The organism is Enterococcus mediterraneensis (assembly GCF_900604485.1).
GTDB classification, from domain to species: domain Bacteria; phylum Bacillota; class Bacilli; order Lactobacillales; family Enterococcaceae; genus Enterococcus_C; species Enterococcus_C mediterraneensis.
On sequence record NZ_UWOP01000001.1, the window covers coordinates 1,094,916 to 1,110,185 of the forward strand.

Consider the following 15,270-nt stretch of genomic DNA (forward strand, 5'->3'; position numbering starts at 1 on the left):
TTTTAGCAAGCTTTCGCGTTGCTGTCAATAACTTTTTTAAGTTTTTTTCAAACTTTTTTATTTGTTGTTCTCAAGCGTTGTTTCTCTCTCAGGAACATGTAATAATATACCAACTAAACGCCTTAAGGTCAATGAATTTATTGTACTTTTTTCAACTTTTTTTCATTTCCGATTGTTTATTTATAACCACTAATAAATCATTCGTTATTTAAGCTTTTACATTTTAAAACAAGGAAGAAAATGCTTCGCTTGATTGACTTCTACACAAAAGAAAAAGAACCAAAATCATATGATTTTGGTTCTTTTTCATTATTAATATACTTTTTAACGCATTGTTGGGAACAAAAGAACATCGCGAATTGATTGCGCGTCTGTTAAAAGCATGACTAAACGGTCGATACCGATCCCCAGTCCACCGGTTGGCGGCATACCATATTCCAAAGCTTCCAAGAAGTCTTCGTCGACACCGTGTGCTTCGTCATTTCCTTGTTCACGTTCTTTTTCCTGTGCTTCGAAACGTTCCCGTTGATCGATCGGGTCATTCAACTCAGTAAAGGCATTGGCAAATTCACGCCCTACGATAAACAATTCAAAGCGGTCTGTGAAACGGCCGTCTTCAGGATTTTTCTTGGCTAATGGCGATACTTCTACTGGATGTCCGTAAACAAATGTCGGTTGTTGCAGAGTATCTTCAACGAATGTTTCGAAGAATTCATTGATGATATGGCCCACAGCCATTGCTTCTGTGATTTCCACATGATGCTCATCAGCTAATTGACGTGCTTCTTCGATAGTCATTTCTTTCCAGAAATCGACACCGGTTTTTTCTTTGATAGCATCTACCATGTGAACGCGTTTGAATTCAGCTTCTAAATCCACTTGTTGTCCGTCATATGAAATAACGGCACTGCCCAATGCTTTTTGGGCTGCATTGCGGATGATACCTTCTGTTAGGTCCATCACATCTTGGTAGTCTGTATAAGCAGTATACACTTCGATCATCGTAAATTCTGGGTTGTGGGTAGTATCGATCCCTTCATTACGGAAGACACGACCGATTTCATACACTTTCTCCATCCCGCCTACGATCAAGCGTTTCAAGTGCAATTCCAGTGCGATACGTAAATACAGATCCATATCTAACGCGTTATGGTGAGTGATAAATGGTCGAGCCGCCGCGCCCCCTGCTTGATTATGCAACACAGGCGTTTCAACTTCTAAATAGCCCAGTCCATCTAAGTAACGACGAATCTCACTGATGATTTGGCTGCGTTTGGTAAAACGGTCAAAGCTTTCGCGATTACTGATCAAATCCAAATAACGTTGGCGATACCGTTGCTCGATATTTGTCAAACCATGGTATTTATCTGGCAAAGGACGCAATGCTTTTGATAAAATCGTGATTTCTTTTGCTTTTATAGTCACTTCACCGGTATCAGTTTTCATGATTTCACCAGTTACACCAAAGAAATCTCCTAAGTCAGCGTGTTTGAATACTTCATAAGCTTCATCTCCGACTTGATCTTTACGGACATAGATTTGGATCTGTCCTTCACGATCTTGTAAATGAGCAAAGCCAGCTTTCCCTTTCCCGCGTTTTGTGATCACGCGTCCGGCGATACTTGCTGAAAGACTCATTTCAGCCAATTCTTCTTTGGTTCTTTGGTCAAATAATTCATGCAACTCGGCAGAATTATGGCTACGTTCAAATCGTTTACCAAAAGGATCGATTCCTTCTTCTCGCAACTGTTCCATCTTCTGACGACGAACCAGCATTTGATCGTTTAGTTCTTCTTGCGTGTGTTGTTCCTCTGTCACGAGTGTTCCTCCATTCTGATCTATGTTCTTTCTTATAATGCCAATGATATCGAAAAAAAGCAAGACGATTTAGTACTTTCGTCTTGATTTTTATTCTTATTGCGCGATACGTTGGATGGGTTGTTGTTCTGTCTTTTCAACAAAAACATCCAGCAAATCGTTAATGGTTTGTTGCTCTTCCGCCTGATTGATCGCTACTTTGACTTTGGCTGCGCGGGAGATTCCCTTTAGATAGTAAGCAGCGTGCTGACGGAATTCGCGAGTTGCGACTTTTTCCCCTTTCAAATCAACCAATCGTTGCAAATGAAGCTTGGCGGTGGCGATTTTTTCACGAGGCGTTGGCTCTGCAATCAATTCCCCAGTTTCCAAATAATGCTGTGTACGATGGATCATCCAAGGATTGCCTAACGCCGCCCGTCCGATCATCACACCGTCAGCGCCGACTTCTTCCAACATCCGTTTGGCGTCTTCTGGGGTTTTGACATCCCCATTGCCCATGAACGGGATGGAGATATGCTGTTTGACTTCTTTCAAGACGTCCCAATTCGCTACGCCTTCATACATTTGGACCCGTGTCCGGCCATGCATGGCGATCGCTGATGCACCGGCTGTTTCTGCTGCTTGTGCGTTTTGGACCGCGAAGACATGCTGATCGTCCCACCCGATCCGCATCTTGACTGTCACAGGAATATCGACAGCCGAAGACACTGCCCGGACCATCTCATAAACTTTATCAGGATCCAATAACCATTTCGCACCGGCTTCCGCCTTGATGATCTTGTTTACCGGACAGCCCATATTGATATCGATGATGTCAGCTTCTGTATTTTCTTGGACAAATTGCGCCGCTTCTACCAAGGATTCCTTATTGCCGCCAAAGATCTGCAGACTTAACGGATGTTCCCGTTCGTCGATATAAAGCATCTCCAGAGTCTTTTTGTTGCGGAAATGGATCCCTTGGTCGCTGATCATTTCGCAGACTACCAGTCCGGCACCAAATTCTTTGACCGTCACTCGAAAAGCAGCGTTGGTGATGCCTGCCATCGGAGCGACGACGACGCGGTTGGGGATCTCAACATCGCCGATTTTCCACGATTGATCCATTACTTAGCGCCTCCCGCTTCTGCTTTCAATGCTGTAAGTTCTTCTTCTGTATACTGATATTTATTGTTGCAAAACGCGCAAACAGCTTCCGCACCATGGTCTTCATCGATCATTGCTTGGATCTCATCCGGTCCTAACGCAATGATGGCTTCCGCAAATTTCTCTTTGGTACAGTCGCATTTGAATTGGACTGGTGATGTTTCCAAGATATCGACATTTGTGTCTGGCAAAAGACCTTTCAAGATGTCTTCCGGCTTTTTCCCTTCATCTAACAACGTTGAGATACGGGGTGTTTCTTTCAAAGCAGTTTCGATTGCTTCAATGATTTGATCATCTGCGCCCGGCATGATCTGAATCATAAACCCGCCCGCTGTTTTGATGGAGTCATCCGTATCTACTAAAACGCTCAATCCTACTGCAGAAGGGACTTGTTCTGAAACTGCTAGATAATAAGTAAAATCTTCTCCCAGTTCACCGGAAACAAGCGGCGTTTGTCCGGAAAATGGTTCTTTCAACCCAAGATCTTTGATGACAGTAAACATTCCTTGTGTTCCTACTGCCCCTCGTACATCGATTTTTCCTTGAGGATTCAGCGGCAAGCTCAAATGAGGATTCTTGATGTAGCCTTTTACGTCTCCATGTCCGTTGCTGTCTACAACGATCGCGCCGGCAGGTCCATCACCTTGGATCTTGACGGTCATCTTGTCGTCGCCTTTCAGTGTCGCTCCCAGCAGTAATCCGCCGACTAGTGCCCGTCCTAAAGCCGCAGAAGCGGTATTCCAAGTATCGTGCCGTTGTTGCGCTTCCGCTACGGCTTCTGTTGCACTGACGGCATATGCTCTTACAAGTCCGTCGTATGCCAATGCTTTTACTAAATAATCCTTCATGGGGTATTATCGCTCCTTTTGTAAGCTGTCATTAGTGAATCATACTAGCAACCATCTTTTTTTTCAACTTTGCCTAACCAAAATAAATAAAAAACTTAAAAAAAGACACAAGCATATGCTTGTGTCTTAGTCTTGCGGTTATTTGTCTTCATCAGATTCATCATGATCGGAGCGAGCTTCTTTGGCTTCTTTTTCGAAGTAATCTTTCGCTTCTTCAAAATCTGATTTTTCTGCGGCTTGTTTTTCCGCATCTTTTTCTTCTAAAGCACGTTTTGCTTCTTCAAAAGTTTGTGCTTTTTCACTAGGATATTCATCAGCTGTTCCTTCTGGCATCTTGCCTGTTTCAAACAGCGACTTGATTGCTTTTGCATCTAATGTTTCATATTGCAATAATTTTTCAGCAATCAGTTTATGCTGCTCGCGGTGAGCTTCGATGATTTCCCGTGCTTTTTGATGTGCTTGGTTCAAGATATTGCGTACTTCTTGATCAATCTCAAATGCGATTTGTTCAGAATATGCTTTGGTTTGTCCATAATCGCGACCGATAAAGACTTGATGGTTCCCTTCATATTGAACAGGTCCCAGTTTTTCACTCATTCCGTATTCAGTGACCATGCTGCGGGCCAATGCTGTTGCTTGTTCAAAGTCATTAGAAGCGCCGGTAGATTGAACATCGAAAATGATTTCTTCTGCTGTTCGTCCACCAAGCAAGCCGACGATTTGTTCGAACATATCGTCTTTGGTCATTAGCATTTGGTCTTCTTTCGGTAATGCGATCATATATCCGCCAGCTCGTCCGCGAGGGATGATCGTAACTTTGTGTACCACACGAGCACGGCTCAAGACCAAACCAACGATCGTATGTCCTGCTTCGTGGTAAGCCACCATTTCTCGTTCCCGTTTGCTGATGACACGGTCTTTTTTCGCTGGACCGGCGATCACGCGATCTTCTGCTTCATCGATATCGGAAGCATCGATTTTCTTTTTATTGCGGCGCGCAGCAACTAATGCTGCTTCGTTCAAGACGTTTTCCAGATCCGCACCGGCAAAACCAGGTGTTTGTTGGGCAACGACTTTCAAATCGACATCATCTGCTAACGGTTTGTTCCGAGCATGTACTCGCAAGATCGCTTCACGACCTTTCACGTCAGGACGACCTACCAAGATTTGGCGGTCAAAACGGCCTGGACGCAATAGCGCAGGATCTAATACATCAGAACGGTTGGTAGCGGCAATGACGATCACGCCTTCGTTGCCATCGAAACCATCCATTTCAACAAGCAATTGGTTCAATGTTTGTTCCCGTTCATCGTGTCCGCCGCCCATACCGGCTCCCCGTTGACGACCGACCGCATCGATTTCATCGATGAAGATGATAGCTGGTGCATTTTTCTTCGCGGTTTCAAAAAGATCACGTACACGACTGGCACCGACACCGACGAACATTTCTACAAAGTCGGAACCGGAGATAGAATAAAACGGTACGCCAGCTTCACCGGCAACAGCTTTTGCCAATAACGTTTTACCAGTCCCGGGAGGTCCTTCTAAAAGAACACCGGCTGGGATACGTGCGCCCAGTTCCACGAAACGCCGCGGATCTTTCAAGAACTCAACAACTTCGACAAGTTCTTGTTTTTCTTCTTCTGCTCCCGCTACATCTGAGAAGCGGATGCGGTTGGCTTTTTTGTCAGCCTCTTTGGCTTTGGATTTGCCGAAATTCATCACTCGGCCACCGCCGCCACCGCCGCCTCCTTGTTGGCCCATCATCATATAGAAGAAAAAGATGATGATGACTAACGGAAGAAAGCTCATCAACAATGAGATCCACACGCCGCTGTTGGATTGTTCCTTCACAGTGGTGGCAACATCATTTTCGTTTGCCAGTTGTGTTACCTCGTTCAATGTCGAATCGTTAGGTAGCACGACTGTTGAGAAGGTCGTCGTCGGTGTGCTGGTATCGCCCCAGACCGATAGACCGTTGCTGTTGCTGACTTTTTGTTCTTCGTTATATTCACCGGTGATTTTATAGACGCCATTTGTCGGCTGAATGGTAAATTCTTTGATCTTGCCGTCTTTTAATTGCTCAGTGAATTTAGAGTACTCTATATCTGGCGATTGCTGATTGCCGTTTCCAAAAATGAAATAGACGACCATGACCATCGCAAGGAGCACGAGTACATAGTATAAGGTATTTTTTAACATACCGTTATTTTTCTTGTTCATGCTTGCCCTCCTTGGCTATTATTTTATCAATCCTGACCTTTATATTGTATCATAATTAAAGCAAATTCCAGCATTAATTTGATTGATATACTGAAGGTTTTAACACACCTACATAAGGAAGGTTGCGGTATTGTTCGATATAATCCAATCCATATCCGACAACAAACTCGTTTGGTACGTCAAAACCGATATAATCTGCTTCAATATCTACAACACGACCTTCCGGTTTGTCTAATAATGTAGCGATTTTTACAGAATTTGCTTTGCGATATTTGAATAGATCGACTAAGTACGCTAACGTACGGCCGCTGTCGATGATATCTTCCACGATCAGCAGATCTCGGCCTTCCACATTTGTATCCAGATCTTTCAGAATTTTCACTTCTCCTGATGATACAGTCGCTTTTCCATAACTGGAGACCGCCATGAAATCCATCTCCAAATAGCAGTCCATCGTGCGGACGATATCTGCCATAAAGTGGATCGATCCTTTTAAAATCCCGATGACCAGTGGATTTTTATCTTGATATTCTTCTGTTAGCTGTTTTCCCAACTCTACACAACGCGCAGCTATTTCTTCTTCGGTGATTAAGATTTTTTCGATATCCTTTTCTAACATTTTTTTCTCCTTCCAATGTTACTCCCGATATTTATAAAGAAGTCTGTAGTGTATTTTATCAGTTTCCTGAGCAATACTCAAATAAGAAAAGACAATTGGTAAGATGCCCAGTATTTGTTTTTTTTCATCTTCGATCACCCAAGCCCGTTCTCGTTGATCATTAGAAATCTTTTTATCGATAAAAATCCGATTGACTTTTTTTCTTAAAGTCGGTGTCAGCTGAATGCGGTCGCCACTTTCCCGTTTGCGAATCATCACCATTCTAGGAAAGTCTATCGACAAAAGTTGACTGAATTCTGACCAAAGTTTGACTTTTTCGGGAATTTTCTCTTCTTGGTCAATAGGCCAAATAGCCAGCCATTCATTTTCTGATAAAAACAGGCTTTCTCCCACTTTCAATATTTGATGAGAAACCGTATTTGTCTGCTGGATTTTTTTCAATGCAAAAGTGTCATAGGACTTGACGGCTTGCCAGTTTTCCGAAAAATCCAATGACCATTGTGCTTTCCCGTCAGCCAACAAGTATAAAATCTTTTTCAGTTGTGCTTCGCTGGTTTCCACACCCAGACGATGCCGGCTTTCAGAAAAAAAATACTGCAGTGAAAAATAGCGGGCCGCTTCTGATTGTCTCATAAAATCACTAACTGCAAATTGCCATTGATCGTTGACGGATACATATTTATCAAACCAATTTTTTTGCTGTTCCGTCAACAATTCATCCGCCCAGATCAGCTGTTGCGATAATTTTTGGAAGTGCACGGCAGCTTGGGCATTTTCTTTTTTCAGCAAAGGTACGACTTGATGACGCAGCCGATTGCGTTGGACATCCAACAATGCATTCGTAGCGTCTTCAAAGTATTCGATCCTATGTTCTTTGGCATAGTTGCGGATTGTTTCTTTGCTGAATTGCAGCAGCGGACGAACCAGTTTGCCGCCGCCAAAAGACTGTTGATCCCGAATCCCCATGCTGTTTTTGATTGTACCGTCTCGCAGGATCTTCATGAGCATCGTTTCCATTTGATCATCGCTGTGATGGGCAGTCAGCAACAAATCAAAGCTTCCTTGTTCCATCACTTCCTGAAAAAAAGCATAGCGGAATTTGCGGGCGGCATTTTCCATCCCAACAGTCGGCGGATTTTCCCAACGCTTGTGATAAAAAGGAATCTGGCGGCTTTGACAATATTCAGCTAAAAAAGCTTCTTCTTGAATCGAGGCATCTCTTATCTGATGGTTGATATGGGCCACTGCGATCTTACAGCCAATTTTTTCACGGATTTTTTCCATCAGAGTCAGTAAAACCATGGAATCGACACCTGTCGAAACAGCAATCAAAATATTTTTTTGCGGTTGCCACCACCCCTGTTCGACACCCTGCTTGCAAAATACCGTCTCCAAATCCACGCTGCACACCTTCTTTCTTCATTAGCATTCAATAGGAAAAAGGCGGGAACACTGTCCAAAACAGCTGTTCCCGCCTTTTCGTCTATTAGTTGCGACGACCGCCGCGGCCTCCGCGTTTTCCTTCTGTATTGCGTTTCAAAGATGAAAGACGGTCATCGCTGTCTTTCAAAAATGAACTCATCAATGTATCGAAGTCTTGTTTATTGTTTGCAGAGCTTTGACCACGAGAAAATGATTTTTTTTGCGCTGGACGATTACGCGTTTCTTTTTTTGCAAATTCACGCTTTTCTTGCGGCTGTTCTTGGGCTTTGCGGATCGACAAGCCGATCTTTCCATCGTTACCGACAGAAGTTACCAGTACTGTCACTTCATCGCCGACTTTCAATACGTCGTTGATGTCTTTGACAAAGCCATTGGATACTTCGCTGATATGAACCAACCCTGTTTTTTTATCTCCTAGATCAATAAACGCACCAAAATTTGTGATACCAGACACTTTTCCTTGCAGCTTAGCTCCTACTTCGATTGACATATAAAGATTGTTCCTCCTAATATTTTTCCCAAATATATATTTTTACTACTCATCAGTAGTAGTAGATGATGTTGAATTGCTGGATTGCGTTTCTTCCGGCAAAGGATAAACGCTCTCGCCTTCTTTTGAATAGAAAAAGCGGCTGCGTGCTAATTTTGCGACATAATCTTCATCTTTTAATAAAGAAACGTCATGCTCCAATTGAGCTACATTTTTTTCAGCTGCTTTTTTTTCAGCGATCGCTTCTTGCTTGATTTCACTCAGTTCCTGCAATCGTTGATGATCGTTGAATAACTGAATGCCGACAAACACAAAAACAACGATGGCCGCAACAAAAATCGCGCCTAGACGTCTTCGTCGAAAAACGACCTGTTGATGCTGTTCTTTGTATTTCGCATACTGCGCTTTTGCATAAGCTGTGTCAAGTGTCGTAATGTTGTTTTCATTTTTCATCCCGTACTCGCTCCATCTTCTTGTGATTGTCGTTTTCATTATACCAACATCAAGATAGCTTGTCTAATCTATTTCTCAAGAGTATCTTGTCTTGTTTCCGAAAGAATCTCGTACATTTTTGCCGCATCTTCTTTTTTCGTGGATTCGTGTAATTCCAAGACTTTGATCTCTAAAATCTTATTGCCGAACTGGATCTTTACGATATCGCCGATTTTGACGGTGCTGCTGGATTTCGCCAGCTTGCCGTTGATTTGGATCCGTCCTTTGTCCGCCACTTCTTTTGCGACAGTCCGACGCTTGATGATCCGGGCGATTTTTAAAAATTTGTCTAAACGCATTGTTTCATCTCCTCTTAAAACGTAGTATTTTTTTGCCAAACGGCAGTAAAAGCCATTCTCTGATTGTAAATAAACGGAGCCGTATCGCGCTGCTGATAAAAAATATTATCCCGACAGCCACGCCTCCAACGCTTGTCAATAATGCCGACAACCGATGCTGGATCACTCCAAACAGCAGTGTGATCCCACTATAATATACCAATATACTACAAATCATGATCCCGATACAGAAAAGCAATGTTCTGCCGAATTTTCGCTCTCGCCAAAATGCATTGATCGCTGATACTTCTTTTCGTACTAGAAATCTCAAAATGACTGCCAGTCCTAAAAGTGTCGCTAAACTGGCACCCACTGTTCCCCACCACCGAGTCAATATCCACGTAGCAAAAATCTTTACTAACAGACCGATCCCAGCACCTCTGATAGAAGAACGGAAACGATTCTGACTCTGCGCGATGCTTTGATACGCTTGGATCATCGCCATCAAAAAGACAGAAAAGACGAACAGTACCAATGTATCATTGCCGGCAAAATCTTTGAATAGAGCAAAGTTGATGTACGGCAACAGCAGGATCAGACCGGCAGTTGCCGCCAAAGCGATACTGGCGGTCAGCCGCAGATAGATCTTAGCCGAACGGAGAAAAAGCTGTTGATTTCGTTGGTGCAGATAATTCGTCAGAGCCGGCAAAAAAGTCGAACTCAATGCAGTCGCCGCTACCAGCCCTAGTTGGACCAGCGGCTGACCGCGATCATAGACCCCTTTAGCGATTCGAGCCGCCTGCTGGGTCATACCGTAACTTTCCAATGAATTGGCAATCAAAAACGAATCCACCAGTTGGAATAAAATCAACAGACCGCTGTAGATAAACAGCAATCCTCCCTCTACTAAAAAACGTCTGAATAAGACCGAATCATAACGGCCAAGCAACGGAAATTGGGTAAGATCCAGCTGTCCGCCATAGATCCGCCGATCATAATATCTCAAGATCAGCCAAGCAGTCCCGCCGCCGACGATCGCTCCTGCCATTGCTATCGTTCCCGTTTGATAGACAGACATTTGCCATAAATGAAAGGCGCCAGCCGCCAGCAAGATCACACTTACTCGCAACAGTTGTTCTGCCACTTGTGAGACTGCTGTCGGCACCATTCGCAGATTTCCTTGAAAATAACCGCGATAAAAAGACAAAGGGGGAACCAGAATGAACGCAAATGAAACTACCCGCACTAACGGGACCAGACTCATATTTCCCATCAGGTAAGCGATGATATACGCACCGAAAAAGGTTCCGCCCCATAAAACAAGCGATGTCCATAAGACGAGGGGATAAAGTTGTGACAAACCTTCCCGCTGCGCTTTAGGAGTAGATCTTTCAGCGATATATTTTGAAATAAACTGCGGCAGCCCCGACAATGCCAAGGTCATCGCCATCCCGTAGATAGGATAGACTTGTTGGTAGACGTAGAACCCTTCATCACCGACTAAATTTTGAAAAGGGACCCGGTAAACGGCACTCAGAAGTTTGGCGACAAAAGAGGCCAGCGTCAGGATAAACGCGCCTTGCATGATGGTCTTCATCTGATTTTGTCCCATGCCAGCGCCTCCTTATTTTTTCGTTTTATATTTCTCCGCCCGCAGCGCTTTGACGAAGTTTTGGACTTCTTGCAGCCAAACGATCTCCGACATATTTTTCGGCAATGTCAATGTGATCTGCATCTTTTCTTTTTCGACACCCATCCCCGCTTTTAATTTTGTTGCACTCAATGCTTCAAATATTTGTTCCACAGAGTAGGTCTTCGTCCCGACCTTGCTTAAAACAAAACGGATCTTCTGATCGATCTTGCGGATGGATTCTAGTAATGCCCGATCTCCATCCATTTTGATCTGGCCGACTGTCAGCAGATGTGCCACTTCGTCTGGATACTCACCAAAGCGATCCAGCAAGTCGTCTTGGATCTCGTCCAGCATCTCTTCTGTTTCCAATTCGCGGATCCGTTTGTAGATTTCGATTTTTTGCCGTTCGTCTTCGATATATGATCCCGGCAGATAGGCATCGATCCCCAGATCGATCTCCACAGAAGTTTTTTCTGTCTGGGTATTCTTGCCTTGTTTGCGTGCCACCGCTTCAGACAGCATTTGCGAATACATGTCGAAACCGACTGCATCGATAAAGCCATGCTGTTGGGCTCCTAATAGATTACCGGCACCGCGAATGGATAGATCCCGCATCGCGATCTTAAAGCCGGATCCCAATTCGGTAAAATCTTTGATGGCTTGCAGGCGCTTTTCACTGACTTCGTTCAAAACCTTTTGCGGCTCGTACATGAAATACGCATACGCCACACGATTGGAACGACCGACACGCCCCCGCAGTTGATAAAGAGTCGATAAGCCCATGTAATCGGCGTTTTCAACAAATAGTGTATTGGCGTTGGGGATATCTACCCCGGTTTCAATGATCGTTGTAGTGATCAGCACATCGTATTGTCCTTCGATAAAATCAAACAATGTGTTTTCCAGCTGGATCTCAGTCATCTGTCCATGAGCAAAACCGATGCGCGCATCCGGAACCAATGCTTGGATCTCTGCGACTTTTTGTTCGATGGTAGCTACACGATTGTAAAGATAGAATACCTGACCGCCACGAGCCATTTCCCGCATGATCGCTTCCCGGATCGCTCCTGGATTGGTCTCCATCACGTATGTCTGGATAGGATAACGATTTTCCGGCGGTGTTTCGATAACCGACAGATCCCGTACCCCCAGCATAGACATGTGCAATGTTCGAGGAATCGGTGTTGCCGTCAACGTCAGTACATCTACTTGCGAGCGCAGTTGTTTCAAGCGTTCTTTATGTTTCACGCCAAAACGCTGCTCTTCGTCGATCACCAACAATCCCAGATCCGCAAATTGTACATCTTGAGAAAGCAAGCGATGCGTACCTACTACGATATCCACTTGTCCCGTACGTAATTGTTCAATGGTTTCATTTTGCTGTTTCTTTGTCCGAAAACGGCTCAATAGACCGATATTTACAGGAAATCCTTCAAAACGATCCATCATTGTTTCATAGTGCTGTTGCGCCAAGATCGTAGTCGGTACTAAGAAAGCCACTTGTTTGCTTTCTTTGATTGCTTTGAATGCCGCCCGCAGAGCCACTTCCGTCTTACCGAAGCCCACATCTCCTACTAGCAAACGATCCATCGGCTTGGCTTTTTCCATATCATGCTTGATCTCCGCTGTACTTCGCAGTTGATCGTCTGTTTCTGTATAAGGAAAAGCATCTTCAAATTCTTTTTGATAGGCGTCATCCGGCGCAAAGGCATAGCCTTTTTCCGATTCCCGTTTGGCATAAAGCAAGATCAGGTCATCCGCGATGTCTTCGATCTTACTGGAGACTTTCCGCTTGGTCTTGCTCCATTCGCTGCCGCCTAATTTATTGATCTTAGGAGTTTTCGATTCCGAAGCAACATATTTTTGGATCAGATTAAGCTGGGTCACAGGAATAAACAATTTGTCTTCGTTTTGATACAAGATCGTCAGATAATCTTGGTGAACACCATCGACTTCTAGCGTCTGCATCCCGATAAATTTCCCGATCCCGTGATTGGCATGGACGACAAAATCTCCCGGTTTCAATTCATTGTAGCTTTTCAGCCGTTCCGCATTAGAGATCGTTTGGCGCCGTGCTCGTTTTTTCTTGACCTTTTGGAAGATCTCTTTTTCCGTAACGACTACTAATCGGTCTTGAGGCAATTCAAAGCCGCTTTGCAGCGCACCTTGAATGATCTGGGTCCGCCCGGAAATGATTTTTTCCGAAGCGGTTTGGACCGCATAGATCTCATGGTCGCGAAAATCATTTTCCATTTTTTGCGCCCGTTCAGCGTCAGCAACAACGAAAACTACTGTCTGCTGCTGTTTTTCCCACCGATCGATCTCGGCTTTCAATAATCCTAATTGACTGAAAAACTGCTGCATCGGACGATATTGAAAGTTATGGATCGCTTGGAAGCGCAGATTTCCCATCCCTTTTTGGAACAAGGCAAAAAAGCTGGCGTTAAAGTGTTCTTTTTTGAAAAATGGATAGACTTCCACGCCAAAATGCTGATCTGAAAAGACTCGCAGCTCTTCGATCCTTTGAGTCTGCCATTCTGCTTCTTCTCGTTCGATCTCACGGTTCGTATCCATGATCCGGGCATAGTCATCAACAAACAACAAACTGTCCGACAAGAAATAATCGGCGATGGTATGATCTTTTTGGAACAAGAGATCCGCATAATAGTTTGCATTTTCTCCCGGTATGCCTTCTTGCCAAGAAGATAGGAGCTGACCAAAATAATCCTGCAAAAATGCTTTGTCTGTCGCTTCTTTTGTAACAGCCAAGCGTTTTTGCAACGCTTCTTCCAGACGTTGGCGCCCATGTTCCATATCCGCCGGAGAAAAAACCAGTTCGGTCGTAGGCGTTACGGTCACTTCTTCTGCATTTCCCACTGACCGCTGCGTTTCCACATCAAAATAACGCATAGAATCGATCTCTACATCGAACAATTCTATACGGATCGGATATTCAGAAGTAATAGGATAGACATCGACAATACTGCCCCGGACACTGAACTCTCCGGGTTTGCCGATCATGGATTGCCGCTCGTACCCCATTGATACTAATTTTTGCGGAAGGTCTTCTAGTTCTAATTCGTCGCCTATTTGCCAAGTAAGTTGATATTGCCGCCAAGTCTCAGGATCAGGCAGCAGTTTGCGCAAACCAGCTACCGGTATGACATAGATTCCTTTTTTATGCTGACTGACCGCATTCAGTGTTTCGATGCGTTCTGCCCGGGCTTCTGGTGAAGAAAATGCCATTTCAGCAGATAAAACTTCATCTACCGGAAACAGGAAAACATCTTCTTCGATATTCCGCAGATCTTCCGTCAATTGATTGGCATAATACAGATTGGGAGTGACAAGAATGATCTGTTTTTGAAATTTACGATAAGTACTGACGATCGCCAGTGTTTTTGCCGAACCGGACAAACCGGTCAGCAACTGCCGCTTCGTCTGTTGCTGGATCAGCTGCTGCCATTCTTTGATCAATGGCGTTTGGCTGACTGCTTCCACCAAATTCATCTTGTTTCCTCCTTAATTGAATCGATTCATCGTTGCTATAAAATCTTGATTTTCTAAATAAAATTTGCAGGCATCTGCCGCTTTGTCGATACTTGCCAAAATCACCGGCTGATCTTCTTTCGCAAAAGGATTCAGGACATGATTTACCACTGTCATCCCCGGTTTCGGCCGATCGATCCCAATCTTGATCCGTTTGAATGCGTCTGTTCCTAAGTGGGAAATAATGCTCTTCATGCCGTTATGTCCTCCAGCGCTGCCTTTTTGCCGCAGACGGATCTTACCTAAAGCCAGATCCAAATCATCATAGATCACCAGAAGCTCGTCTTTTTCTATACCATAATACGTCATCAAAGGGCCTACAGCTCGTCCGGAGTCGTTCATAAACGTTTGCGGCTTCACAAGAAGAATTTTTTCTCCTGCAACAAAAAAATCCGCTACTTCTGCTTCAAACGGATTAGCTTTAAAATTCGTTTGATACGCCGAAGCCAGCTGGTCGACAGCCATAAATCCAACATTGTGTCGTGTATTCTCATATTTTCTCCCTGGATTTCCTAATCCAACGATCATCTTCATTGTTTTAATCACTCTTCCCTGCAAACACAAAAGGCTGGACGGTAAAATTACCACCCAGTTGCGTTTTTTACTAATTCTAAGAGATTATAACATAGTCCTAAAGCTTGCTGTTACTCAAAATATTCTAAATTTCTATTAAACTTGGAGAAAAGTTAAAAAAAGCAAAAAATGATAATCCCATCAGGTTAACATTGTAAGCT

The 15,270-nt window shown here is 44.0% G+C and carries 12 protein-coding genes; all 12 read right to left on the reverse strand.

Annotation, left to right across the window (positions count from 1 at the left end; all coding sequences use genetic code 11):
- Positions 1–324 precede the first annotated feature (324 nt).
- The 12 genes from lysS to pth all read right to left on the reverse strand — a co-directional run bounded on the left by lysS (position 325) and on the right by pth (position 15,070).
- Complete coding sequence (gene lysS / locus EFB00_RS05340) at positions 325–1,818, reverse strand: lysine--tRNA ligase (protein ID WP_164709430.1); 1,494 nt, start codon at positions 1,816–1,818, stop codon at positions 325–327.
- A 96-nt stretch (positions 1,819–1,914) separates the two neighbouring features.
- Positions 1,915–2,922 (reverse strand): tRNA dihydrouridine synthase DusB, encoded by a 1,008-nt coding sequence (gene dusB / locus EFB00_RS05345; protein WP_122645848.1) that lies wholly within the window; start codon positions 2,920–2,922, stop codon positions 1,915–1,917.
- Entirely contained in the window at positions 2,922–3,809 is an 888-nt protein-coding gene (hslO, locus tag EFB00_RS05350) for an Hsp33 family molecular chaperone HslO (protein ID WP_122645849.1), read from the reverse strand. The genes dusB and hslO overlap by 1 nt, the downstream gene beginning before the upstream one ends.
- Before the next feature lie 138 nt (positions 3,810–3,947).
- On the reverse strand, positions 3,948–6,032 hold the full coding sequence (gene ftsH / locus EFB00_RS05355) for an ATP-dependent zinc metalloprotease FtsH (protein WP_122645850.1): 2,085 nt from the start codon (positions 6,030–6,032) through the stop codon (positions 3,948–3,950).
- 73 nt (positions 6,033–6,105) lie between these two features.
- Complete coding sequence (hpt, locus tag EFB00_RS05360; RefSeq protein WP_122645851.1) at positions 6,106–6,651, reverse strand: hypoxanthine phosphoribosyltransferase; 546 nt, start codon at positions 6,649–6,651, stop codon at positions 6,106–6,108.
- Positions 6,652–6,669: 18 nt separating this feature from the next.
- The gene (gene tilS, locus EFB00_RS05365) at positions 6,670–8,052 is read right to left on the reverse strand and encodes a tRNA lysidine(34) synthetase TilS (RefSeq protein ID WP_241153411.1); all 1,383 of its coding nucleotides are present in this window, start codon (positions 8,050–8,052) and stop codon (positions 6,670–6,672) included.
- 85 nt (positions 8,053–8,137) lie between these two features.
- The gene (locus tag EFB00_RS05370; RefSeq protein WP_122645852.1) at positions 8,138–8,584 is read right to left on the reverse strand and encodes a S1 domain-containing RNA-binding protein; all 447 of its coding nucleotides are present in this window, start codon (positions 8,582–8,584) and stop codon (positions 8,138–8,140) included.
- 45 nt (positions 8,585–8,629) lie between these two features.
- Entirely contained in the window at positions 8,630–9,037 is a 408-nt protein-coding gene (locus tag EFB00_RS05375; protein ID WP_122645853.1) for an FtsB family cell division protein, read from the reverse strand.
- 68 nt (positions 9,038–9,105) lie between these two features.
- Positions 9,106–9,375: an RNA-binding S4 domain-containing protein gene (locus EFB00_RS05380; protein ID WP_122645854.1), complete on the reverse strand. Its 270-nt coding sequence runs from the start codon at positions 9,373–9,375 to the stop codon at positions 9,106–9,108.
- Between the two features lie 4 nt (positions 9,376–9,379).
- A complete protein-coding gene (locus EFB00_RS05385; protein ID WP_122645855.1) occupies positions 9,380–10,966 on the reverse strand; it encodes a putative polysaccharide biosynthesis protein in 1,587 nt (528 codons plus the stop codon).
- Positions 10,967–10,978: 12 nt separating this feature from the next.
- Complete coding sequence (mfd, locus tag EFB00_RS05390; protein ID WP_122645856.1) at positions 10,979–14,497, reverse strand: transcription-repair coupling factor; 3,519 nt, start codon at positions 14,495–14,497, stop codon at positions 10,979–10,981.
- Between the two features lie 12 nt (positions 14,498–14,509).
- Positions 14,510–15,070, reverse strand: a complete 561-nt coding sequence (pth, locus tag EFB00_RS05395; protein ID WP_122645857.1) for an aminoacyl-tRNA hydrolase — start codon at positions 15,068–15,070, stop codon at positions 14,510–14,512.
- Between the last annotated feature and the right edge of the window lie 200 nt (positions 15,071–15,270).

Excerpts from the sequence above, each read along its gene's own strand:
- pth (WP_122645857.1), bottom strand. The coding sequence starts at position 15,070 with ATGAAGATGATCGTTGGATTAGGAAATCCAGGGAGAAAATATGAGAAT.
- hpt (WP_122645851.1), bottom strand. The coding sequence starts at position 6,651 with ATGTTAGAAAAGGATATCGAAAAAATCTTAATCACCGAAGAAGAAATA.
- mfd (WP_122645856.1), bottom strand. The coding sequence starts at position 14,497 with ATGAATTTGGTGGAAGCAGTCAGCCAAACGCCATTGATCAAAGAATGG.
- EFB00_RS05375 (WP_122645853.1), bottom strand. The coding sequence starts at position 9,037 with ATGAAAAATGAAAACAACATTACGACACTTGACACAGCTTATGCAAAA.
- EFB00_RS05385 (WP_122645855.1), bottom strand. The coding sequence starts at position 10,966 with ATGGGACAAAATCAGATGAAGACCATCATGCAAGGCGCGTTTATCCTG.
- hslO (WP_122645849.1), bottom strand. The coding sequence starts at position 3,809 with ATGAAGGATTATTTAGTAAAAGCATTGGCATACGACGGACTTGTAAGA.
- dusB (WP_122645848.1), bottom strand. The coding sequence starts at position 2,922 with ATGGATCAATCGTGGAAAATCGGCGATGTTGAGATCCCCAACCGCGTC.
- EFB00_RS05370 (WP_122645852.1), bottom strand. The coding sequence starts at position 8,584 with ATGTCAATCGAAGTAGGAGCTAAGCTGCAAGGAAAAGTGTCTGGTATC.
- ftsH (WP_122645850.1), bottom strand. The coding sequence starts at position 6,032 with ATGAACAAGAAAAATAACGGTATGTTAAAAAATACCTTATACTATGTA.
- EFB00_RS05380 (WP_122645854.1), bottom strand. The coding sequence starts at position 9,375 with ATGCGTTTAGACAAATTTTTAAAAATCGCCCGGATCATCAAGCGTCGG.